This window comes from Methylobacter sp. (assembly GCF_030680395.1).
GTDB lineage: Bacteria > Pseudomonadota > Gammaproteobacteria > Methylococcales > Methylomonadaceae > Methylobacter_A.
Window position 1 is genome coordinate 100,632 of record NZ_JAUXVR010000007.1, and the last position, 18,750, is coordinate 119,381.

The 18,750-nt window shown below is 52.2% G+C and carries 35 protein-coding genes; all 35 read left to right on the forward strand.

Annotated features, from left to right (window positions below):
* The first annotated feature begins 47 nt into the window (after window positions 1-47).
* Window positions 48-2,105, forward strand: a complete 2,058-nt coding sequence (locus tag Q8L79_RS03135; RefSeq protein ID WP_305267932.1) for a transposase domain-containing protein — start codon at window positions 48-50, stop codon at window positions 2,103-2,105.
* Between the two features lie 3 nt (window positions 2,106-2,108).
* Window positions 2,109-2,486 carry a hypothetical protein gene (locus tag Q8L79_RS03140; RefSeq protein ID WP_305267933.1) on the forward strand — a complete coding sequence of 126 codons (378 nt, stop codon included), beginning with the start codon at window positions 2,109-2,111 and terminating at the stop codon, window positions 2,484-2,486.
* A gap of 76 nt (window positions 2,487-2,562) precedes the next feature.
* A complete protein-coding gene (locus Q8L79_RS03145) occupies window positions 2,563-3,507 on the forward strand; it encodes an AAA family ATPase (protein ID WP_305267934.1) in 945 nt (314 codons plus the stop codon).
* Window positions 3,507-3,695: a hypothetical protein gene (locus Q8L79_RS03150; protein WP_305267935.1), complete on the forward strand. Its 189-nt coding sequence runs from the start codon at window positions 3,507-3,509 to the stop codon at window positions 3,693-3,695. The genes Q8L79_RS03145 and Q8L79_RS03150 overlap by 1 nt, the downstream gene beginning before the upstream one ends.
* Window positions 3,692-3,931: a hypothetical protein gene (locus Q8L79_RS03155; protein WP_305267937.1), complete on the forward strand. Its 240-nt coding sequence runs from the start codon at window positions 3,692-3,694 to the stop codon at window positions 3,929-3,931. The genes Q8L79_RS03150 and Q8L79_RS03155 overlap by 4 nt, the downstream gene beginning before the upstream one ends.
* On the forward strand, window positions 3,928-4,203 hold the full coding sequence (locus Q8L79_RS03160; RefSeq protein WP_305267939.1) for a hypothetical protein: 276 nt from the start codon (window positions 3,928-3,930) through the stop codon (window positions 4,201-4,203). Before Q8L79_RS03155 ends, Q8L79_RS03160 begins: the two co-directional genes overlap by 4 nt.
* A complete protein-coding gene (locus Q8L79_RS03165) occupies window positions 4,200-4,343 on the forward strand; it encodes a hypothetical protein (protein WP_305267940.1) in 144 nt (47 codons plus the stop codon). The genes Q8L79_RS03160 and Q8L79_RS03165 overlap by 4 nt, the downstream gene beginning before the upstream one ends.
* Window positions 4,340-4,507, forward strand: a complete 168-nt coding sequence (locus tag Q8L79_RS03170; protein ID WP_305267942.1) for a hypothetical protein — start codon at window positions 4,340-4,342, stop codon at window positions 4,505-4,507. Before Q8L79_RS03165 ends, Q8L79_RS03170 begins: the two co-directional genes overlap by 4 nt.
* 2 nt (window positions 4,508-4,509) lie before the next feature.
* Window positions 4,510-5,220, forward strand: a complete 711-nt coding sequence (locus Q8L79_RS03175; protein ID WP_305267944.1) for a DUF3164 family protein — start codon at window positions 4,510-4,512, stop codon at window positions 5,218-5,220.
* Window positions 5,220-5,723 carry a hypothetical protein gene (locus tag Q8L79_RS03180; protein WP_305267946.1) on the forward strand — a complete coding sequence of 168 codons (504 nt, stop codon included), beginning with the start codon at window positions 5,220-5,222 and terminating at the stop codon, window positions 5,721-5,723. Before Q8L79_RS03175 ends, Q8L79_RS03180 begins: the two co-directional genes overlap by 1 nt.
* Window positions 5,716-6,192: a gp16 family protein gene (locus tag Q8L79_RS03185; RefSeq protein ID WP_305267947.1), complete on the forward strand. Its 477-nt coding sequence runs from the start codon at window positions 5,716-5,718 to the stop codon at window positions 6,190-6,192. The genes Q8L79_RS03180 and Q8L79_RS03185 overlap by 8 nt, the downstream gene beginning before the upstream one ends.
* Window positions 6,173-6,409, forward strand: a complete 237-nt coding sequence (locus Q8L79_RS20105; protein WP_370869863.1) for a DUF551 domain-containing protein — start codon at window positions 6,173-6,175, stop codon at window positions 6,407-6,409. Before Q8L79_RS03185 ends, Q8L79_RS20105 begins: the two co-directional genes overlap by 20 nt.
* Window positions 6,406-6,639, forward strand: coding sequence for a hypothetical protein (locus Q8L79_RS03190; protein WP_305267949.1), 234 nt, complete (start codon window positions 6,406-6,408; stop codon window positions 6,637-6,639). The genes Q8L79_RS20105 and Q8L79_RS03190 overlap by 4 nt, the downstream gene beginning before the upstream one ends.
* A complete protein-coding gene (locus Q8L79_RS03195; protein ID WP_305267950.1) occupies window positions 6,639-6,827 on the forward strand; it encodes a hypothetical protein in 189 nt (62 codons plus the stop codon). The genes Q8L79_RS03190 and Q8L79_RS03195 overlap by 1 nt, the downstream gene beginning before the upstream one ends.
* On the forward strand, window positions 6,820-7,029 hold the full coding sequence (locus tag Q8L79_RS03200; protein ID WP_305267951.1) for a hypothetical protein: 210 nt from the start codon (window positions 6,820-6,822) through the stop codon (window positions 7,027-7,029). Before Q8L79_RS03195 ends, Q8L79_RS03200 begins: the two co-directional genes overlap by 8 nt.
* Before the next feature lie 15 nt (window positions 7,030-7,044).
* A complete protein-coding gene (locus Q8L79_RS03205; RefSeq protein ID WP_305267952.1) occupies window positions 7,045-7,632 on the forward strand; it encodes a hypothetical protein in 588 nt (195 codons plus the stop codon).
* Window positions 7,629-8,048, forward strand: a complete 420-nt coding sequence (locus Q8L79_RS03210; protein WP_305267954.1) for a DUF2786 domain-containing protein — start codon at window positions 7,629-7,631, stop codon at window positions 8,046-8,048. The genes Q8L79_RS03205 and Q8L79_RS03210 overlap by 4 nt, the downstream gene beginning before the upstream one ends.
* A gap of 19 nt (window positions 8,049-8,067) precedes the next feature.
* Window positions 8,068-8,337 (forward strand): hypothetical protein, encoded by a 270-nt coding sequence (locus Q8L79_RS03215; RefSeq protein WP_305267955.1) that lies wholly within the window; start codon window positions 8,068-8,070, stop codon window positions 8,335-8,337.
* Window position 8,338: 1 nt separating this feature from the next.
* Window positions 8,339-8,800 carry a Mor transcription activator family protein gene (locus Q8L79_RS03220; RefSeq protein WP_305267957.1) on the forward strand — a complete coding sequence of 154 codons (462 nt, stop codon included), beginning with the start codon at window positions 8,339-8,341 and terminating at the stop codon, window positions 8,798-8,800.
* A gap of 24 nt (window positions 8,801-8,824) precedes the next feature.
* A complete protein-coding gene (locus Q8L79_RS03225; protein ID WP_305267958.1) occupies window positions 8,825-9,079 on the forward strand; it encodes a hypothetical protein in 255 nt (84 codons plus the stop codon).
* A 60-nt stretch (window positions 9,080-9,139) separates the two neighbouring features.
* The gene (locus tag Q8L79_RS03230; protein WP_305267960.1) at window positions 9,140-9,826 is read left to right on the forward strand and encodes a hypothetical protein; all 687 of its coding nucleotides are present in this window, start codon (window positions 9,140-9,142) and stop codon (window positions 9,824-9,826) included.
* A 267-nt stretch (window positions 9,827-10,093) separates the two neighbouring features.
* Window positions 10,094-10,696, forward strand: a complete 603-nt coding sequence (locus tag Q8L79_RS03235) for a KilA-N domain-containing protein (protein ID WP_305267961.1) — start codon at window positions 10,094-10,096, stop codon at window positions 10,694-10,696.
* A complete protein-coding gene (locus tag Q8L79_RS03240; RefSeq protein ID WP_305267964.1) occupies window positions 10,693-10,914 on the forward strand; it encodes a hypothetical protein in 222 nt (73 codons plus the stop codon). The genes Q8L79_RS03235 and Q8L79_RS03240 overlap by 4 nt, the downstream gene beginning before the upstream one ends.
* Window positions 10,915-11,037: 123 nt before the next feature.
* On the forward strand, window positions 11,038-11,235 hold the full coding sequence (locus Q8L79_RS03245) for a hypothetical protein (RefSeq protein ID WP_305267965.1): 198 nt from the start codon (window positions 11,038-11,040) through the stop codon (window positions 11,233-11,235).
* Complete coding sequence (locus Q8L79_RS03250) at window positions 11,229-11,648, forward strand: M15 family metallopeptidase (protein WP_305267966.1); 420 nt, start codon at window positions 11,229-11,231, stop codon at window positions 11,646-11,648. Before Q8L79_RS03245 ends, Q8L79_RS03250 begins: the two co-directional genes overlap by 7 nt.
* Window positions 11,649-11,659: 11 nt before the next feature.
* Window positions 11,660-11,821 (forward strand): hypothetical protein, encoded by a 162-nt coding sequence (locus Q8L79_RS03255; RefSeq protein WP_305267967.1) that lies wholly within the window; start codon window positions 11,660-11,662, stop codon window positions 11,819-11,821.
* On the forward strand, window positions 11,821-12,210 hold the full coding sequence (locus Q8L79_RS03260) for a hypothetical protein (protein ID WP_305267968.1): 390 nt from the start codon (window positions 11,821-11,823) through the stop codon (window positions 12,208-12,210). The genes Q8L79_RS03255 and Q8L79_RS03260 overlap by 1 nt, the downstream gene beginning before the upstream one ends.
* 5 nt (window positions 12,211-12,215) lie before the next feature.
* Window positions 12,216-12,515 (forward strand): hypothetical protein, encoded by a 300-nt coding sequence (locus tag Q8L79_RS03265; protein WP_305267970.1) that lies wholly within the window; start codon window positions 12,216-12,218, stop codon window positions 12,513-12,515.
* Complete coding sequence (locus Q8L79_RS03270; protein ID WP_305267972.1) at window positions 12,515-13,114, forward strand: phage protein Gp27 family protein; 600 nt, start codon at window positions 12,515-12,517, stop codon at window positions 13,112-13,114. The genes Q8L79_RS03265 and Q8L79_RS03270 overlap by 1 nt, the downstream gene beginning before the upstream one ends.
* Entirely contained in the window at window positions 13,107-14,561 is a 1,455-nt protein-coding gene (gene terL, locus Q8L79_RS03275; RefSeq protein ID WP_305267974.1) for a phage terminase large subunit, read from the forward strand. Before Q8L79_RS03270 ends, terL begins: the two co-directional genes overlap by 8 nt.
* A 151-nt stretch (window positions 14,562-14,712) precedes the next feature.
* On the forward strand, window positions 14,713-16,026 hold the full coding sequence (locus Q8L79_RS03280) for a hypothetical protein (RefSeq protein ID WP_305267976.1): 1,314 nt from the start codon (window positions 14,713-14,715) through the stop codon (window positions 16,024-16,026).
* Between the two features lie 127 nt (window positions 16,027-16,153).
* Window positions 16,154-16,405 carry a hypothetical protein gene (locus Q8L79_RS03285; RefSeq protein ID WP_305267978.1) on the forward strand — a complete coding sequence of 84 codons (252 nt, stop codon included), beginning with the start codon at window positions 16,154-16,156 and terminating at the stop codon, window positions 16,403-16,405.
* Window positions 16,406-16,411: 6 nt separating this feature from the next.
* On the forward strand, window positions 16,412-16,642 hold the full coding sequence (locus tag Q8L79_RS03290; protein ID WP_305267980.1) for a hypothetical protein: 231 nt from the start codon (window positions 16,412-16,414) through the stop codon (window positions 16,640-16,642).
* A complete protein-coding gene (locus Q8L79_RS03295) occupies window positions 16,639-18,243 on the forward strand; it encodes a hypothetical protein (RefSeq protein WP_305267982.1) in 1,605 nt (534 codons plus the stop codon). The genes Q8L79_RS03290 and Q8L79_RS03295 overlap by 4 nt, the downstream gene beginning before the upstream one ends.
* Window positions 18,240-18,569 carry a hypothetical protein gene (locus Q8L79_RS03300; protein ID WP_305267984.1) on the forward strand — a complete coding sequence of 110 codons (330 nt, stop codon included), beginning with the start codon at window positions 18,240-18,242 and terminating at the stop codon, window positions 18,567-18,569. Before Q8L79_RS03295 ends, Q8L79_RS03300 begins: the two co-directional genes overlap by 4 nt.
* Window positions 18,570-18,750: the final 181 nt, after the last annotated feature.

Consider the following 18,750-nt stretch of genomic DNA (forward strand, 5'->3'; position numbering starts at 1 on the left):
AAGCTTAGCACGGTCAATGGCCTCCGCCCAAACGTTAGGATAGTCCGATGAGTCAGGATTCAGAAACTTATTACACCGCCATAGAATTGGCAGGATTGGCCGGAATGCCAAAAACCGAATCCGGCGTTATCCGTGCAGCCAAGCGCGAAAACTGGCTACACAGAACCCGCTCCGGCAAAGGCGGTGGCAAGGAATACCCGCTGTCGGCTTTACCGGAAGAAACGCGGACTTATCTGACACTCCAAGCCGGAAAAGCGGAAGCTGCCGCGCTCTATGGCCCACAACTGGCCGTATTAAGCGCCGAGTTACAGGCGTCGGTTGATGAGTTCCATGCAGAACAGCCGGAAGAAGTCGTGTTCACTGTGGACTGGGATCATTTCCGCCGCAAAACCGCGAAGCAACAAACCAAGGCTTATAAAGAGGCCGAGGTGGTGCTGCAACTTAAACGGGTGATGGACGCGGACAGGCAGGCGGTGTTTGCCGCTAAAGAACGCAGGGCCAAAAACTCACCGCTACGGGTGAAGAAAAAAACAGTCAACGACATGCTGCGGGAGGTGGCCGCCGCTAATCCAGAGGTGTGTGGCTCGTGGCGGACACTGCAAAACTGGTGGCTGGGTAAACTGGGCAAGCCGGGCTGCATCCATTTCGACCAGAAAGACTGGGCACCGGCACGGGCAGGCAGCTATCGGGGACGCACCAAAATGGCGGAATGCACACCGGCGGCGTGGGAATATTACGTCAGCTTGTATCTGCACCGTTCGCAACCGTCTTTCAAGGACGGCTGGCGGCGCACGGTAGCCAAAGCGGCAGAATCCGAGTGGGTGGTGCCGGGCGAAGCGACATTGCGGCGGCGCTTGCTGGCCGAATATTCGATCGAGGCTATCACGATTTTAAGAGAAGGCGAGGAAGCGTGGCGGCGACTCAGGCCCTTTATCGTGCGGGATAAAAGCAGTCTTCGGGCTGGGGAAGCGGTATCCGGTGACGGCCTTAAGTTTGACCGGCTATGGACCCAATGGCCGGACGGTGACGTTATCAACACCAGCACCGCGTGGTTTTGGCAGGACCTGCACAGCGGCAAGATTGTCGCCTGGCGGCTGGGCAAGACCGAAAGCACGGATTTGTTCCGGCTGGCCACGTTTGATTTAACCGGACATTTCTTGCCGACTTACATGCAAGTCGATAACACGCGGGTTGCTGCAAACAAACAGATGACCGCAGGCGTACTGGGCCGGAACCGATTCGGCAACCAGCCTAATGATTTTATGGGGATGCTGCCGATGTTGGGCATTGATGCCCACTTTACCACGCCGGATCATACCATCGGCTCACCCGGCAGCAAGCCGATTGAGCGGGCATTTGGGATTGGCGGAATTCATGAAAAGGTGGCCACTAACCCGAAAATCCGCGACCGTGGCTTTAGTAAAGCGACAGCAATCAGCTCTGACGAATTGCGCGAGATTATTGCTTATGAAGTGATCCGACATAACGCGCAGGAAAAACGGATGTCGCCGGTGTGCGGCGGAGTGCTGAGCTTTGACCAGGCGTATGAGAAATCGTTTGTCAGTTGGGCTCCGCGTAAGGCCTCTGATGCGCAAAGGCGGATTTTGTTGTTATGTATTGAAGGAGCGAAGGCCAGCAGTAGCAACGGGCAAGTAACCATTAAGGCCGGGCGCAGTCGGTTGGGCAGCAATAAATACTGGTGCGAAGGGCTTAACGAGTATCGCGGACAGGAGCTGGCGGTATTTTACGACCCGGATGATTTAACCAAGGATGTGGATATTTACAACCTTGAAGGCCGGTTTTTGATGACGGCGCAGCATCAAGCCAGTACCGCATTTTTGGATAAGGAAGCGGGGGCCGAGTTGATGAAGCGGACGCAACGGCAGAAGAAGCTGCTTAAAAAGCAACTGACCGAAGATGCGGCGATTAATAAGCTGCATGATGAAAAGTTGCCGGGATTGGCGGAGCCTGAGGCACCTTCAAGCAAGGTGGTGACTGGGCTGTTTAATAAACCATTGGATCAGGGCGTCGTGGGCAATGACCGTCAAGTAATCGATGCCGAAGACAGCTTTGTCAAGGCAATGAACAAGATCGCAGGCTTATAACAGATGGAATCGATATTCAACAAAGAAGAAAAGGACGATCCACGGATATGGATTACCCCCCATCTGGGCATGAGTATTATCGACAATAGCAATGGCTGGATGGAGGACGGCCCCGCCGTTGAACGGCTTCTTTCTGTAGAAATGGATGACTACCACGCACAGGATGGCGAATGGAATTTTGATGATATGCAAGTGCGGTGCGGCTATATCTATATCAAGCCCAGCCGGAAGGGTTGGACTATAGCGTATAGGTTGGCTCGGATATTAGCGCGTGACGGCATGGCTTATGTCGATACGCCGGAAGGGAAAACACTGGTGACATTACCCGTGGTAATGACGCTGGATGATAACGGGCTTTTGTTACAGCAAAAGCCCTTTTAAAACGCGGCTACAAAGCCGTTTAAACCGGAGTGCAAAGCACCCCACAACAAGAAAATGGAGTATAGCAAAAATGAACATGGAAACACAAAACTTGCGCGAGCGAGTAAAAAAAGAGATAGCGACAGCAGGCCTCAGCCAAGCCCAGGCCAGCAAGGAAGCGGGTATCGAATCCAGCGGCGGCAGCAAGCTTAACCAATGGTTGCAGGAAAAGTACCAGGGCGACAATGACAAAATCGAGCAACAGCTGACGATCTGGCTGGAAACCCGCAACGAGTCGGCCATGCAACGGGCGGAAATGCCCAGAGCGCCGGGCTACGTGAAGACACCGACCTCGGAAAAGATCTTCTCCACCCTGGCCTATGCACGGATGGCGACGGTTTCAGTCATGGTGCATGGCGGCGCCGGGGTCGGCAAAACCAGTACCTGCGAGGCATTTGCCGCCCAGCACCCTAATGTATTCATCGTGACTGTCTCGCCATCAGCCGCATCGTATCCCGCGTGTTTGCGGCGCATTGCCACCGCCGTCGGTCTGCGCGGATTTAGCAATCGCTCCGCCGATTTGGAAGATGAAGTGATCGCTCGCCTTAAAGGCACCCAAGGCCTGCTGATTTTCGACGAAGCGCAGTTGTTGTCTACCGAGGCGCTGTGGGGTATCAAGAATATTTTCGACGTGGCCAAGATCGGCGTGGCTTATGTCGGTTCCGAGCAGGTGTACAGCAACCTGGCCGGACGCAGATCAGAGCTGAATGCGCCGCTGTTTCGGCGGATCAGCAAAAAGCAGGCGCTGAAACAGCCGACTCGTGACGATGTCAGTGTGATTTTGGCGGCCTGGGGCTTGTCTATTGACGGCACTGTCGGACGCAGCGCGGTGGATTATTGCGCCAAAATCGCGGCTAAACCGGGAGCGCTGGGCATGGTGACCGAGACCTTGCGGCTTGCATCCATGCTGGCCTTAGGCGCTGGCGATGCAATGAACCTGGGTACGATTAAACAAGCTTATCAAAGTTTAGGAGGTGAGTGATGGGAGCGTTACTGATTATTGAAGATATTAAAACGATCAAGGCGGAGGCGGTTGGCAGCAATGGCAACAACCCTGAGCACTTTTACCTGAATCTCACCATCACCGGTAACAACGGGAGCGTTACGGAATTCTGCTTAAGCAGCAAAGATAAAGCGGTGCTGAATCAATTAGCAGGGGGGCAACAATGATAGCTGTCATTAACCTGGTTGATTTGCCGACAGGCGGCATTGGTTTCTCGGTGCAGGCTGAGCAACAGCCCGACGATACCGGCATTACCGATACTGGATATCTGGTGCATTCGCTGACCGAAACGTTGCAGCATATTGCCGTGGACATGCGAGCGCAAAAACATCCTTGTATTGATAAGGAGCTGGCGCAAGGGTTTATTCGCAGGCCTTATCTTTACTCGAAGGAGGCGCAATGACAACCAAGAAACATTACCCCGACATGGCCTTGATCCGCCGTAAGGGCAAGTTGGTTTGCCAAGCCGTGCAAACCCTGGTCGAGCAAGGCATTGAAGTTGAGGTCGTTAATTTTAAAACAGCCACGCCGGTGATCGATGTCGCCGACTGCCCCAGCACCCAACTGTTACACGGGGTTGCGATCGGTCAAGTCCGGCATAGCGACGATGAAGTGCATATTAAAAAATCCGCGCATGTGTGCGGCTGTCAGGTGGTTTGGAGTGAAGCGAAATGAAAAGCGAGTTATTGCGGGAGATTGAACGGGTATTGTTTTGGGAGCGATTACGGCAATGGTGCCTGGATCAGAAATTAGCCTATCAGCAGGCAAGAAATCGGGCTTCGGCCAAAAAGCTGGAACGGCTGGGGATGTTATGAGTACCGAGATTGTGATTGTTTGGCAGTTGACAGTCGCGTTTGTAACGGCAGCAGCGATAGCGGTATTGATGAAGCTATGGTTTGACTGGGGGGATGTCATCGCGGCAAAAGCGGCTACGTCCTGGAATAAATTAATTAACGCTCTACTGGAGCAGGATAACTAACAATGCATGCTAAAGACCTGATTAAAAACAGCGTACAAAAAATCAAAGATCTTTATGAGCACATTGCCGAGATCAAACAAGATCCGGCAGTACCCATGATGAAGGATAGCAAGGGCCGCCATTGTCCGGTCGACATTATTAAAGATATTGACCTGGCTCGCGACAGACTGGTCAACAATCGCAACACCCGGGCGCAGGAGCTATCCCAACTGATCGAAGCCTTTAAGGCCGAAACCTTTGCCGATATTGACGCCTTTATCGAAGTCAGCAACAGCGAGCATGCCGCAAAGATAGGCGTGGCGTCAGAGAACGGCAAACGCAAAGCCTGGAAAGGCAATATCCAGCTGATCAACTATGCAGGCACTGAAAAAGTCAGCTTAAAAATTAACGACAAGATTGCCTTTAACGAAAAGCTCAACAATGCCATGGAAAAGCTGCAAGACTTAATTAAGGCGCACAGCAGCGATATCGATGAGATCATCAAAGTGCTGATTAATGAAGCCTTTAGGGTTGATAAAACGGGGTTTATCGACACCCAAAAAGTGCTGGAACTGCGCCGTTACAAGATCGACCACCCGGTGTGGAAATCAGCCATGGATGACATTGCCGAAAGCATCCAGATCGTCGGCAGCAAGTCTTACCTGCAATTCTTCCACCGCGAAACGCCGGAAGCCGAATGGCAAGGTATTGCGCTTGATATTGCGAGGTTGTGATGGCTAAACCAACTAAAGCCCAATGGGATGAGGTCAAACTAAAACTATCAAGACCTTATGGCTCTGCTTATTTCAAATGCGACGATTATCTGATTCATGCGGAAGTTCGGCAAAACAAAATGACATTGAAAATACAGGTTTATGTCAATGGCTGGATAAAGGGCGAGTGGTGGTGGACAGGCAAAGAGCGAGACCTTGGCACAATGCCCGATATTCCAAGGCGCTTTCATTGCCTGACACGCAAAGGAAAATCAGCTAAGGAGATAGGCCTTAACCATAAAATATTCGGCAAAAAGGTCTGCAAAGACAAAGGCATCAACGATAAGTTTTGCATGGCCTACCCGATATTTAATACAGCAGGGGGATTTGTCGCTCATCTGAAAAAGCATAACCCAGCGATTGAAGTGCTTGATTTTCTAACCTATCAAAAGGCACGGGATGCATTGCCTATCGATACGGATGAAATAGCGAGCGCGGCAGCCTTAGGAGAAGAACATGCCTAAACCAAAGGGCAAGCCCGATTACAAGGCCAGTGAACTCGCCAAAATCCATATCGCCAAGAAAGAGCTTGGCATGGATGACGATACCTACCGGGACATGCTGATGCAAGTGGCCAAGGTATCGTCAGCGGCCGATCTGTCAGCGGATGGTCGGGCCAAGGTGCTTGATTATCTGAAAAGCAAAGGCTTTACAGGCAAAAAGACCTACACCAAGCGCCCGCATACCGCTGACAACAAAGCGCAGATAAAAAAAATTGAAGCGCAATTGGCTGATATGAAACTGCCCTGGGATTACCTGATCGCCCGGCAGCAAGGCAAAGACGGTAAGACCTTATCGATGCTGGAGCGCTTAACCGGCAAAAAACGGGCGGAGTGGTGCACCAAAGCCGAGTTAAGCAAAGTGATTGCCGCATTGGCAGTGCATCAAAAGAAACTGAATAAAGGATATAACGATGGAATGGCAACCGATTGAGACTGCGCCGGCGAATACAGTGGTAGACCTATTTGTACCGTGGATACCGAATAGGGCAGGCTTTAAGGGGTTTCGATACACCGACTGCTACAGGCGAGGAGATGGGCAATGGACCTCGAAGAACTTCGACAGCGAGAAGCGCCGCACCGTCAACAACCCATCGCACTGGATGCTATTACCCGAACCCCCTAACAATGAATTGAGGACAAATAAATGAATATGAAACTGATATTGCAACGCATCGAGGGCTTATTGAATGTTGGCTTGGCCGAGCAGCAATTCAAAGACTACCTGCGCATGGTCATAACATTGCTGACCGACATGTTGCGCCAAATAGAAGGCGATGAATTTTGCCAGGGCTTCTTGCTGGGCGCTATCAACAGCATCAAGGCCGGCGATGCGCCTTTAATAAAAATGACAGAAATAAAAACAGAGGCCATGCACTAATGGATGACGCAGATTTAGCCGGTCGCTTTGACGAACTTAACCTGAAAACCAGCCTCTATGCCAGCCGTAAAGATGAGCCCCAAGCTGTTGCGACCGGAACCTGCCTATTCTGCGAAGAACCGGTTGCAGACGGACGGCGCTGGTGCGATGCGGGGTGTCGGAATGATTGGGAGAAAGAGAATGGCTGACTTATACAAAGTAATGGGACGTGAACAGTTATGCAGCGAGCACGCGGCGCTGTGTTTCATGGAAGCCCAGCGCCGCGATAAGGCGCAACAAAAGCAGGCGGCCATGGTTCTTAACGCTTTTGACGACCTTGAGCACGCCGATAAGCGCGAACAACTCGACAAGAAAGCGGAAGTGAGTCGTGCATCACGGCAGCGGCTATGACACCCCAAGGCAACCATGAGCAAAAAACGCTTTGTACAAACCGTAGTGGCTCGCAGCCTGCCGCCGCCGGACAAACGCCAAGCCTGCCTGGATTATGCGCTGGACCTGTATGACTGGCTCACCGGCAAAGGCTACGGCGACGACAAGCCCAGCCAGCCGCGTGACGGCAAGGATTGGTACACAAAGCTGGACGAGCGGCAACGGCGCTGGTTTGACGGCTTTTGGGTCATGTTCGATTACAAAAAAGACCGCGACGGCGCCGCCATGCGCTGGAGCCAGTTGGGTAAGCTCAGCGATGCCGAGTATCAGCAAATTATCGATGCGGCAAAGAGCGAGGCCAAGCGCGAACTGCCGCAAGGCCAAGCCCGAAAGATGGCCCAAGGCTGGCTGCATGAAAAAAGATACCTGGATTTTACCCCGACCAAAACGGCAGCAAAATCCATGCAAAACCACGTATTAACCCGATTGCTGAATGACCTGAACGGCGTCAAACGCCTGTATGAAACCAGCAAGGATGAAGCCCTGTTACCGCAGATCGGCAAACTTGAGGCAGCGGTTAAGACCGCAAGGGATAACCCAGAAACCAACCGGAAACCGCAATGACCGTAATGACTGATAACGAACTTAAAAAAATCGCCGGAAAAATAGCCAAATGCCTGGCGCTGGCTGCATCCGATAATCCTGCTGAAGCCGAAGCGGCCAAACGTCAAGCCACGGCCTTGATGAGTAAATACAACCTGACCAGCGGCGATGTAGCGGCCAGTCTGGTGCATGAAAAAACCAGCAAAGCAGGCGGAAAATACAACCCGCCGCAATACATGACACAACTGTCCGCCGTGATTGCCGAAGCATTCGGTTGCGGCCCCGTATTTAGTTCCGGCGGCGGTTTTGACGACAGCTTGATGTATTTTTATCGGCCCCGGCATAAAGCCGGAACTTGCCGCCTACACATTCGACGTACTGCGCCGTCAGATCAACAACGACCGCACCGCCTATGCTGCCACGTTAAAGCGCTATAAACGTGCAAACAAAATCCGCATGACCGACATCTTTTGCCATGCCTGGGTAAGGCGCATCGCCTATCAAGTGCGTGAATTCGCCGGAACCGAGCAGGATAAAACCGCCATCGAAGCCTACAAGGCCCAGCGCTGGAGCGGCGATCTGGTAAAAGATGAACGCAAATCCGCGCGACCTAAAAAAGATTCCGATTGGCAATCGGTCACCGCCGGACACTTGGCGGCCAGCGACGTATCGATCCATAAACCGGTCCAAAGCAAGCGCGGCCAAGCCTTGGCGCATAAGGCCTGACATGGATAAACCCACCTCAACAATGCTCAGGACGGGCATAGACGCTGCGCCCCTGGATGACGCCACCCTGGGGCTATTGCCGCGGCGTGTGGCCGAACTGGTTGATGTGGTGGGCTTGGCGGCGGCGTTGAAGATTGTCGAATTGCGCGGCGGCGGGCGGCTGGAAGTGCCGAAACGGGTTAAGGCCGATCATTGGCTGATTGAGCATATAGGGCTTGAAGCCTTGACCAAGCTGGTCGCTTATTACAACGGCGAACGCATTGAGATTGACCGTTGCGCCGATTTGGTCAGGACGATCCAGGAGCGGATCATCGTGGCCGCACACGACAACGGGGCTTCAAATTGGCAGCTGGCTCAGCAATACGGCTACACCGAGCGCGGCATCCGGAAATTGCGCAAGCGGGTGGAACAGGCCCAGCCTTCGGCCAACCTGGATTTGTTTGCGGATTTTTTGAATAACTGATTTTTTAACTCACGGAGACAACCTATGAACCTGAACGCCAAAAAACGCCAGCATATCCTGGAAACCCTGTATCAAGACCGGCAAGCCAATGCCAGCCGGTTGCACCAAGAGCAATGGACGCCGATTGCGGAATTGAAGAATGCCGTCGACGATATCGACTTTGCCCTGTCGGTGCTGGTAGAGCTGCGCTATGTCGAGCGTAGCGGCCATAAACTGCGCATTACCGGCCAAGGCGTATTGGCTTGCGAGGCCGGACAGGATGTTGTAAGCCTTGGCTGATATTCATCGGCTGAGTTTTACAGTATGGTGGCGGGATTTTTACACAACAGGAGCGACGATATGAATAAAATTATTATGGCGGCGGTGTGCCTATCATTAGCGGGATGCGCAAGCCTGAAATATCCAAACTGGGAAAGCGTAAAGGAGGCGGGAACTGCTTATAAGCAGCCTTGCAAACAAGTTGGTGCTGACGGGTGCCATTATGGAGAGTGTGAATTAGAAAGCAGCTGGTTTAAAAAAAGAGCAACAACGTTTGGGGCTAATAATTTTATTATTGAATATGCCGAAGACAATGGTCTGCTCAAGGGTGCTAAATACTATTATTGCGGTCCCGGAATCCCGCCCTACATGCAAAAATCCGGTATCGCATGGACAGTTAGAAACAAAATTAACCCAGCAGCCACCGAAGCCGACTTAAGCCAAGTTGCTACTGAATGCGGATATGAAGCACATAAAGCTACAATTGACACCAGCAGGAAGGCCCCAGATCGAATATTTATCCCCACAACTAACTTTAACTACAATATGGCGGTTTTGTCTGCACAATCTTCAGACAGGCTTGATGACATGATTCACGATTCTAAATTATCAGGTGAAAGAGCGGCCCTTTACAGTGAATGCTTAGCTGCCAAGGGATATGTGTACAAGAAATCAACAGAAAAAAACGACTTAGCGGAGGTTGATAAATACTGCCCTGACATAGACACCGTTACAAAAGCTTGCTTTATACCCGGCGCACTGCAGTAAGGCATTAATTTGACAAAAATAACCCCGAGGGCTAATCTAATTGTGCGCTGGCAAAATCCAGCGTACGGGATTGGCATCTCGGATTCTCTTGGCACATAACCGCTTTGTGCGGTTTTTTTGTGCGCCCAAGCTCTTCATTATGTCGGGCTGGGCAGGCAGCCCCTAAAAAGGCTGGCCGGCCGAGAGACCGGTATGCCAACCTGTCCAGTCCGGCACCCATGATTGGCATCATGTTGCCGGGTTTTTAATTTTCTCTCGGAGTTCAACATGAACGCATTAACCCTCACCATTTCCAATACCCCCATTAAACAAGATCATGCTGGCCGTTTTTGCTTAAACGACCTACATAAAGCCTCTGGTAATCAAAACAAGCATCGCCCAAGCCTTTGGCTAAAAAACCAACAAGCGATTGACCTTATTGATGAAATAGCCAGAGCAGGAATTCCTGCTCTGGAACAAAATCAACCAGTTAAAACCATCAATGGCGGAAATCAACAAGGCACATTCGTTGTTAAGGAGCTTGTCTATGCTTACGCGATGTGGATCAGCCCCGCCTTCAGCCTGAAAGTGATCCGTACTTTTGACGTCCTGGTGACAGGCCAACAGCAACCCACTCTTCCCTCAAACGATTACTCTACCCTGCAAAGCAAATACATCACCCTCCTGGAACAAGAAATCAACCGTCTTAAAGCAACAGCAGTTCCGCTCCCGGCGCCGGTTAGTAAGTACAAGCAATGGACGCAGGAAGAAGATGCAATTATTCGCGAAAAGCGCAAGGAGGGATGGGGCGCGCATCGTATTCGCCATGTGCTGGGTCGTAGCGTCGATAGCGTTGAACATCGTATCCGCCGACTGGAGGGAAAGGCATGAACCCCGTCATCGACGCCCTGGACCGGCTCGACCATATTGCCACCTGCCAAGAAGCGGTCACTGATTTGCTAATCCCCGAAACCGATCTGCATGTGGTCAACCGCGACCGGCTGGCCGGATTGCTGGCGTTTTTGGATGCCGAGCGCCAGCTGGCCCGAGAAAGGCTGACGGTGGCGCTGGCATCGGGTCAGGTTATCAGTATGCGCGCGGCGAAATAATCCCTACAGGGATTTGACCTTGACCTAAACTACTGTTTTAATGTCACTTAAATCAAATTGAAACGCCCCTGGAACTTGTTCCAAGGGCGTTTTTTTTTGCCTGCCGTTTATGCTCTCCCCATCATGTCCTTACGCCCGCGCCATTACGCCGCCGCCATTATCGCCTTAGGCACTGCCGATCAACGCCTTGCCGCTGTTGAGCAGGTGCCGGGCATTTGGCGCGAATGGGTCAGGGACTACGTGATCGACACTTTTCGTAAGCGCCGCTGCTTGAAAGCCTATCAGGCCCGGCAACAACAACCACGGAGCTACAGATGCTGACTGCTAAACAATGCCAAGCCCTCTTGGGCGACCCGATTAAAGAAAAAGACATGGTGGTGTTCTATGTGCCGGAAGAGCTGCAAATCAGCTGCATCCCCAAGCGCATTTATTGCAACAAGCGCCTGAGGGAACCGTTAAGCAGGGCCTTGGCGGCGCTGATCATGACCGGTTGCATCAAAGAGCTGAAGACCTGGGACGGCTGTTTCAATATCCGTACCAAACGCACCGGCACGACGCCCAGCCTGCACAGCTGGGGCTTGGCGATCGATGTCAACGCTGGCTGGAATCGGTTTGGCATGCCGCCTAATTTGAGTCCGCGTTTTGTCGAATGCTTTACCGACAACGGTTTTGATTGGGGTGGTGCCTGGGCCAAGCCGGACGGCATGCATTTTCAGTTGGCCAATATTAATTAAAAGGGGGATTTATGACAGGATGGAAAACCAAAGCAGCCGCCGGATTGGCCGTTTTTTACGGTATTGCAGGGATATTTCTGGGTTTACATGATATTGACGCCGGCGTTCGCTTTGTTGTCGAGGGCGTCGGTTTGATCGGCATCGGCCACAAGATCGACAAGATAGGTGCCTGATGGCAGTCATTAGTTTCGATTTTAATTTTTGGACGTTGACGCTGCTGCTAATGAATTTTGCGTTAGCGTTGTTTGTCGCATTGAGTAACCGCCATAAGGCGGCTGCCGAAGAGTTGCAGTCGGTTAAGAAAAGCCTACAGGTGGACATAAAATCCGTGCAGGATGATGTTAAAAGCATCGACCAGCAAGTCCATCAGCAAGGGCAACGTCTGTCGGCGATTGAGGCCGATGTCGAGAATGGTATTTCGAAAGAAGACCTGAGCGTTGTGCATCGACGCATGGACAAGGTGTTGGAAACAGTTGGTCCGCTAGAGGGGCGGCTGGATGAGATATCCAAAAACATGAGCCGCATCGACCAGCATTTGATTCAACTGTTACAGAAAAGGTAATAACAATGGCTACTTATGACCGCTCCCAAGTCCGTCTGCTGATTTTGCTGATATTGCAAACACAATCGCAGTATCAGGCACACCAGGAAACCTTGCTGAAAGCGTTAAGCGCACAGGGTTTTACCCTCAGCCGCGATAATCTGCATATCGAACTGGCCTGGCTGGAAAATACCGCGGATGCCATTGTCGACCGGATGTCAGGCAGTGTGCATATCGCATTATTGACGCCCGCCGGGCTGGAAATTGCCCAAGGCGTGGTTGAAATCCCCGGCATCGATCGGCCCTTGCCCGGTCAGGCGCTCTGATGGCTCGCCGTTCCAAGATCAAGACTGAAGTCCCTGCCAAGATCCGCGAAGAGTTCGAGGCGCAGCTGGTTGCAGGCGGCTTTAGCGATTACCTGGGGCTGACTGACTGGCTTAATGAGCGTCTAAAGGCTGAAGGGCTGGATGTGACGGTATCGGTGATGGCCACCAACCGCTATGGTAAATCGTTCCAGGAAGAATTCGAACGCGATATGGCCGAAGCCAACCAAACCTATCACATCGCTAAGATCGCGATGGCTAACAATGAGGACACTGAAGGCGTGGTGCGCGATGCGACCATCCGGACGTTGCAAACCCGTCTTTTGCGGTTGTCTTCAACACTCAGGCAAGCCGAGGAAGCCGGCGACGATCCGCATAAGCTGGCCGAGACCACCGCCAAGATTGCCAAAGCCTTAGCCGATCTGGGCCGCGTTGATATTGCCTCGCAAAAATACAAGGCCGAACTCGAAGAGGCCGTGTACAAGGCCAGGATGGACGTTATTAAACGCCTGCGTGACTTCATTGCCGATCAGTTTCCGGATATGAAAAAAGCCTTTGCCGTGGTTTTGAAGCCGTTCGCCGAATTGTTGACCAATGGTTAAACGCGTCCGCAAGGAGTTTTTAGGCGAAGTTTCGGACATTGCTGAAGCCGTCCTCGCTGAAGCGGAGAGCGGCGAAACCAACACCGCCCTGACCTATGGCGAGTGGTGCCGTCAGGCCAGCCCGGAGTATCGCTGGGATTGGCCGCATTTGGCGTATATCCGATCGAGGCTGGAACCGATTACCGACACGCTGGAGCAATCCCTTCTAGGGGTGGTTTCAGATCATAAACCCCGGCATTTGATTTTTTCGGTGCCGCCCAGGCACGGCAAATCCGAACAGGTAACGGTACGTTATCCCGCGTATCTGATGGAACGCTGGCCGAAGTTGCGCACCATTGTTGGCGCCTATAACGCGGCGCTGGCGTTGAAATTTAGCCGCAAGACCAAGCGCATTGCAGCACAACGGATTGCCCTGGCAAAAGATGCCAATACCAATGCCGAATGGGAAACAGCGGAAGGCGGCGGTCTGCGTGCGGTCGGCGCTGGCGGCGGGGTCACCGGTCATGGCGCCAACCTGATTATTATTGACGACCCAGTCAAGTCGAGGGAAGAAGCCAACTCGGAGACCTATCGGGAAAAAATATGGGATTGGTTTACCGACGATATCTTCACCCGTCTGGAACCGGGCGGCGTGATGATTATCATCATGACCCGCTGGCATGAAGATGACCTGGTTGGGCGTATCCAGAAAAGCGACTTTGCCGATGATTTTGAAATCATCAATTTGGCCGCTGAAGCCGAGTACGGCGACCCGCTGGGTCGTCCGGTCGGCGCGGCCTTGTGTCCCGATCGCTTTAACGAAACCGCGCTGGCCAAGCTGCGCACGATCTTGGGCCGTAGTTATTACTCGCTGTACCAGGGCCGTCCGGCGGCGGTTGAAGGCGATATTATCAATATCACCTGGTTTAAGCGCTACCGGTACAAGCCGCGTTTTACCAGAATCGTACAAAGCTGGGACACGGCGCAAAAAGCGGCGCTTAAAAACGATTACAACGTTTGTATCACCTGGGGCGAGACCGAAGAAGGCGATGATTATTTGCTCGATGTTTATCGGGAAAAACTGGAATACCCCAAGCTCAAACGGGCGGCCATTGAGCAAAAGAAGCGCTGGAACCCGAGTGCAATATTGATCGAAGACAAAGGCCACGGGACGGCGCTGGGTCAGGAGCTTAAAGAATTGCCCGGTTACAACGTGATTATGATCGAGCCGGAGGGCGACAAGGTCACGCGGATGAGCGTGGAATCGTCGGCTATCGAATCCGGCCGGGTATGGCTTCCGGAAGAGCATACCGAGCCATGGTCGGCCGAATTCGAGAACGAATGCACCAATTTCCCGGCCGTTAAACATGACGACCAGGTTGACTCGATGTCGCAGTATCTGTTTTGGAAAAGAAACCCAGGCAAGAAGAAGGCCGACTATAAAGCGTGGAGCTTGCCGTGGTTATAAAACCCGATCCAAGAACTTTGCTAACTGAAGACAGCTGTCGCTACTTGGAGATTCTAGTCGAATTTATGGCGAGTGAGCCTGTGTGGACTCAACCGGATTTAGATGCAATCAGTCAACGGCTCAACGCGCAACGTATTAGCGAGCAAAACATATGACAATCAATCGTACGTCCGACCAATTTTTACTCGACGCCTACTCCGGCCAGGGCGGCTTTGCGACGGGCGAGTATCTGGTGGCCCACCCGCGCGAAACTACAACGAAACTGGAGCGTCGCAAAGAATTAGCGGTTTACCCCAACTTCACCCGCAAAATCGTTGATGTGTTTATGGGCTTTTTGTGGAAACAAGCCCCCAGCCGCGAAACCGACGATCTGTATGGGCAATTTTCCGCCAATGCCGACGGTGCCGGAGGCAAACTGGATACGGTGTTATTCAGCTATCAGCGCCTGGCGATGATCCTGGGGACGGTGTACATCATCGTTGATAAGCCAACGGTGCAGGGCCAGACGAAAGCCGACCAAGCCATACCCTATCTGGCGTTGCGCTTAAAAAGCCAGCTCGTGGTGGAGACTAAAAACGCGGCCGGGGTTTGGCAATCGGTGACGTTTAGCGAAGTGGATAACGGTGAGACGGTTTACCGCACCTTTACCACGACAGGCTGGACGCTCAGTAAAAACCAGGACGGCAGCGAAAGCATTGATCAGGGTGTGTATAGCCTGGGCCGGGTGCCGGTGGTACGCCTGCATATCGCCAAGCCATTAAACCCAACGGATAGCAGCAGCCAGTCTTGGGTTTACGATCTGGCGCAGCTGAATTGGGATTTGTTTAACCTGCGCTCGGAACTGCGCGAGTTATTGCGCTCGCAAACCTTTGCCATTTTGGCGTTGCCGGTAACCGATGACAATGAGCGCGAAAAGCTGAAGGATATGACTATCAGCACCGAGAACGCTTTGACCTACAACCCGGCAGGCGGCGGCAAACCCGGCTTTATCGCGCCACCTGCCGACCCGGTCGAGCTGTATCGGAAACAGATCGGCGACACCGTTGAGAACATTTACCAGATTGCTAATTTGGAATTTGTCGGCGGTGTGCAGCAATCCGGGGTGGCATTGGGCTTTCACTTCCAGGAGGCCAACAGCAGTTTACGGGGCATGGCCGATATGGGCGAAAGCGCTGAAAATGAAATCGCCGCGCTGGTTTACGCCTGGCAAGGCGACAAATTCAGCGGCAATATTGCCTATGCTAATGATTTTAATTTGTCCGATGTGGCGGGTGCCATTGCCGTTGCCCTGGATACAGTCCCCCTGGGCCTAGGCAGTGAATTTGATAAAACCATCAAAAAGCGCTTGGTCAAGCAGATTTTAGGCAACGATACCTCGCCCGGCACGATGACGGCGATTGATAAGGAGATCGATGCGATGGGAGATCCTTATGGCGATAGGCTGGCTCAGCATGCAGGAGCATGATGCATAATTTTTATATACTTATTGCAGTACCGGCCTTTGTTCTTCAGCTACTTAATTCCCAAGATATTGGCCTAATGGCCAATGCTACCGGGATGATCTGGTTATGTTGCTACTTGATTAAAAAACCATGAGCAACATTACCTATTTAGCCGATAAATATGACAATGCTCTGCTGGACACGCCTTTGCATGCCCTTGAGTTGGTTAAGGAACGCATTGAAAGCGGCCAGCAGGAACCGACCAAGTTAATCGTTATTAGTTTGGATGACAGTTCCGGCCAGTATGATGTTAAGTGGCAGCAGGCCGGAATGACGATGTCGCAACTATTGGCTTTGCTGGAGATTACTAAATCAATCGCCATTAACGAGATGGGCTATTGACCGCAAATGACTGAAAATCAAGCAAGAGAGGCTGCGCGACTGATTAAAAAACTTGATGCTGCCATCGCATTGAACAACAGAATACGTGCACTGTATAAGAAAGCCCAAGAAACACAGTATAAGAAAGCCCGAAAAAGCCATGTTTCCGATTTAAGTTATTTGGCAGATATCGCTTTTGAGCTGCAAGCAGAGGTCGTCGAGCATATTCGTTCCGACATCAGGCGGTTGGGTCAATGACCGACTACCCCGAACTCTACCAACGTCTTGCGCAAGAGATCCTCAAGCGCGACGGCCAGATAACCGCCGACACCGGCGCTTTCATCAAGCAATTTTTAACTCAGTTGCAAGCGGAAGGCCGGCGACTGTCCGGCGATGCTGAAACGGCACTAAATAGCCACTTAAGCGGCATTAATACTGTCATTAAGGAAGCCATCGGTAGCGCGGTAGCGGTAGCGGCTGGTCTGCCGTTAACCCCTGCAAGCCTGCACTCCGAAACGGTGTTGAAGCTGGCCGAACAAGCCTTTGTCGAAAGCTGGCCGGATGGTTTGACCTTGTCCGATCGGCTTTGGCGCTGGCAGCGCGATACCCGGACCGGCGTGCAACAACAGTTACAGACCGGCATCCGCCAGGGCAAAGCCACCGGCGCCGTGATGTACGATATGCAACGGGCCATCGAACGCGGCGGCAACCGATTCAAGATCGTTACCGATCATGCCGACGACTGGGTCACGGAGCTGCACCAGTCGGCCATGGCGCTGATTCATGATCCTGAAGCCCGTGCCGCCTGGAAAGTCGTCGTCGGCGAAGCGGAAGAGCGTATTGCGCTGCTGAAGGCGACCGGCTCCCGATCGGCGGCCGAGCAAGTGTTAAAGCAAATTAAGGCTGCGGTTGACAAAGGCTCTGAAGAACTGGTCGATAAGGCGGTCAAATGGTGGCTGTACGACAAGCAGCTTTACAACTTGAAGCGTATCGCCCGGACTGAAATGGCGACCGCCGCACACCGCGCGGTGATTGCCTCGGTTGAGGGCGACGAGTCGATTATTGGTTTTCAATGGCGCTTATCGTCCAGCCACCCAACTGCCGACATTTGCGATTATTACGCCAATATCGAGATGGGCCTGGGCAAAGGCGTTTGGACTAAAGAAGCTGTGCCGCATCACAAAGCGCATCCGCATTGCATGTGCCTGCTGATCCCGCGCGTGACACCGATCAAACAGGCAGGGTCGAAGAATTACGCCGAGTTTATCAATAATGCAGCGCCGGAACGGCGGGATCAATTGTTGCCGAACTGGGTTAAAAACTTAAACAAGTTGGGCATGCCGCTGGATAAGTTCGTCAACGGCAATGGTTTAATGACCCGTGTGGCGCTGAAGGCGCAGTTGGGCGAGGACAAGTTTAATGTGGTCAATGCCCTGGCTCATGCTGCGAGCAATAAGGATTACGGTACTAAGAATTTAACCAGGCATAAAAGCAAAACGGCTAAATTCCTGGACAGTCTGGAGCCGTTGCGGGATCAGCCGGAAGTCGATCGCTTTGTCCGTCAGGTGCTGGATGATCCGCTGCATGTGGATAGCCGGATGCAGCATTACATCCAACGGCGTTATGTTGAGCGCTTATGGGACCAACCACTACCCGCATTCGATAAACTTTTTGCCAAGACAGTCAGCGATCCGGGCGCTAATATTCACCGTAAAGATGGCAATCGCTATCAAATCCGCTCGACGGCTACCGGCTGGATTGCTATTATTGAACCCAATGGCCAACGGGTCAGTCTATTTCCCGATAATGCCGACGATCTTGGAGAATCCTTGTGGACGCTACGCTCGCTGCTCGAATGAAAGAAATCAATAAGGATCCGGTGGCTTTATATTATTTTTACGGCGTATCGTTATTTGCCGATTGCGGCGAAGGCTTGCGCCTGCGCGAAGTTAGGCAGCAGTTGGATGATATGGCGATTAATAATACCGAAACACAATCTTTCGATGAAATTGTCATTGAAGCGGCTATTGCCAATGATTACGTCAGCGACGACGTAATGCGTGACGATGCCGGACAGCCGTTAAAAAACTGGTGGTGGCATCTGGGGAAAATTCGCACTAAAACCTATCCGGCAGAGCTGCTGTCTGCGCCGCTGCAAGCAATTTATGCCGATACTGAAAAATAACGCGTTTCAGGGGCGAAAAACGCTCTACCCGATAAAACGGTAGCGCTTTTTTATTTCCGTTAAATTTAAACGCAATTTAAACGCCTTCCTGTCGATGTTGACTAAGTATTATTACCTACGTATCTTGTTAAATTAATCTGCAATACCCAAGAGCCCCGGCGGAACTGATTCCATCGGGGTT

Coding starts and splice junctions, on each gene's coding strand:
- Q8L79_RS03135 (WP_305267932.1), top strand. CDS start 48: ATGAGTCAGGATTCAGAAACTTATTACACCGCCATAGAATTGGCAGGA.
- Q8L79_RS03140 (WP_305267933.1), top strand. CDS start 2,109: ATGGAATCGATATTCAACAAAGAAGAAAAGGACGATCCACGGATATGG.
- Q8L79_RS03145 (WP_305267934.1), top strand. CDS start 2,563: ATGGAAACACAAAACTTGCGCGAGCGAGTAAAAAAAGAGATAGCGACA.
- Q8L79_RS03150 (WP_305267935.1), top strand. CDS start 3,507: ATGGGAGCGTTACTGATTATTGAAGATATTAAAACGATCAAGGCGGAG.
- Q8L79_RS03155 (WP_305267937.1), top strand. CDS start 3,692: ATGATAGCTGTCATTAACCTGGTTGATTTGCCGACAGGCGGCATTGGT.
- Q8L79_RS03160 (WP_305267939.1), top strand. CDS start 3,928: ATGACAACCAAGAAACATTACCCCGACATGGCCTTGATCCGCCGTAAG.
- Q8L79_RS03165 (WP_305267940.1), top strand. CDS start 4,200: ATGAAAAGCGAGTTATTGCGGGAGATTGAACGGGTATTGTTTTGGGAG.
- Q8L79_RS03170 (WP_305267942.1), top strand. CDS start 4,340: ATGAGTACCGAGATTGTGATTGTTTGGCAGTTGACAGTCGCGTTTGTA.
- Q8L79_RS03175 (WP_305267944.1), top strand. CDS start 4,510: ATGCATGCTAAAGACCTGATTAAAAACAGCGTACAAAAAATCAAAGAT.
- Q8L79_RS03180 (WP_305267946.1), top strand. CDS start 5,220: ATGGCTAAACCAACTAAAGCCCAATGGGATGAGGTCAAACTAAAACTA.
- Q8L79_RS03185 (WP_305267947.1), top strand. CDS start 5,716: ATGCCTAAACCAAAGGGCAAGCCCGATTACAAGGCCAGTGAACTCGCC.
- Q8L79_RS20105 (WP_370869863.1), top strand. CDS start 6,173: ATGGAATGGCAACCGATTGAGACTGCGCCGGCGAATACAGTGGTAGAC.
- Q8L79_RS03190 (WP_305267949.1), top strand. CDS start 6,406: ATGAATATGAAACTGATATTGCAACGCATCGAGGGCTTATTGAATGTT.
- Q8L79_RS03195 (WP_305267950.1), top strand. CDS start 6,639: ATGGATGACGCAGATTTAGCCGGTCGCTTTGACGAACTTAACCTGAAA.
- Q8L79_RS03200 (WP_305267951.1), top strand. CDS start 6,820: ATGGCTGACTTATACAAAGTAATGGGACGTGAACAGTTATGCAGCGAG.
- Q8L79_RS03205 (WP_305267952.1), top strand. CDS start 7,045: ATGAGCAAAAAACGCTTTGTACAAACCGTAGTGGCTCGCAGCCTGCCG.
- Q8L79_RS03210 (WP_305267954.1), top strand. CDS start 7,629: ATGACCGTAATGACTGATAACGAACTTAAAAAAATCGCCGGAAAAATA.
- Q8L79_RS03215 (WP_305267955.1), top strand. CDS start 8,068: ATGACCGACATCTTTTGCCATGCCTGGGTAAGGCGCATCGCCTATCAA.
- Q8L79_RS03220 (WP_305267957.1), top strand. CDS start 8,339: ATGGATAAACCCACCTCAACAATGCTCAGGACGGGCATAGACGCTGCG.
- Q8L79_RS03225 (WP_305267958.1), top strand. CDS start 8,825: ATGAACCTGAACGCCAAAAAACGCCAGCATATCCTGGAAACCCTGTAT.
- Q8L79_RS03230 (WP_305267960.1), top strand. CDS start 9,140: ATGAATAAAATTATTATGGCGGCGGTGTGCCTATCATTAGCGGGATGC.
- Q8L79_RS03235 (WP_305267961.1), top strand. CDS start 10,094: ATGAACGCATTAACCCTCACCATTTCCAATACCCCCATTAAACAAGAT.
- Q8L79_RS03240 (WP_305267964.1), top strand. CDS start 10,693: ATGAACCCCGTCATCGACGCCCTGGACCGGCTCGACCATATTGCCACC.
- Q8L79_RS03245 (WP_305267965.1), top strand. CDS start 11,038: ATGTCCTTACGCCCGCGCCATTACGCCGCCGCCATTATCGCCTTAGGC.
- Q8L79_RS03250 (WP_305267966.1), top strand. CDS start 11,229: ATGCTGACTGCTAAACAATGCCAAGCCCTCTTGGGCGACCCGATTAAA.
- Q8L79_RS03255 (WP_305267967.1), top strand. CDS start 11,660: ATGACAGGATGGAAAACCAAAGCAGCCGCCGGATTGGCCGTTTTTTAC.
- Q8L79_RS03260 (WP_305267968.1), top strand. CDS start 11,821: ATGGCAGTCATTAGTTTCGATTTTAATTTTTGGACGTTGACGCTGCTG.
- Q8L79_RS03265 (WP_305267970.1), top strand. CDS start 12,216: ATGGCTACTTATGACCGCTCCCAAGTCCGTCTGCTGATTTTGCTGATA.
- Q8L79_RS03270 (WP_305267972.1), top strand. CDS start 12,515: ATGGCTCGCCGTTCCAAGATCAAGACTGAAGTCCCTGCCAAGATCCGC.
- terL (WP_305267974.1), top strand. CDS start 13,107: ATGGTTAAACGCGTCCGCAAGGAGTTTTTAGGCGAAGTTTCGGACATT.
- Q8L79_RS03280 (WP_305267976.1), top strand. CDS start 14,713: ATGACAATCAATCGTACGTCCGACCAATTTTTACTCGACGCCTACTCC.
- Q8L79_RS03285 (WP_305267978.1), top strand. CDS start 16,154: ATGAGCAACATTACCTATTTAGCCGATAAATATGACAATGCTCTGCTG.
- Q8L79_RS03290 (WP_305267980.1), top strand. CDS start 16,412: ATGACTGAAAATCAAGCAAGAGAGGCTGCGCGACTGATTAAAAAACTT.
- Q8L79_RS03295 (WP_305267982.1), top strand. CDS start 16,639: ATGACCGACTACCCCGAACTCTACCAACGTCTTGCGCAAGAGATCCTC.
- Q8L79_RS03300 (WP_305267984.1), top strand. CDS start 18,240: ATGAAAGAAATCAATAAGGATCCGGTGGCTTTATATTATTTTTACGGC.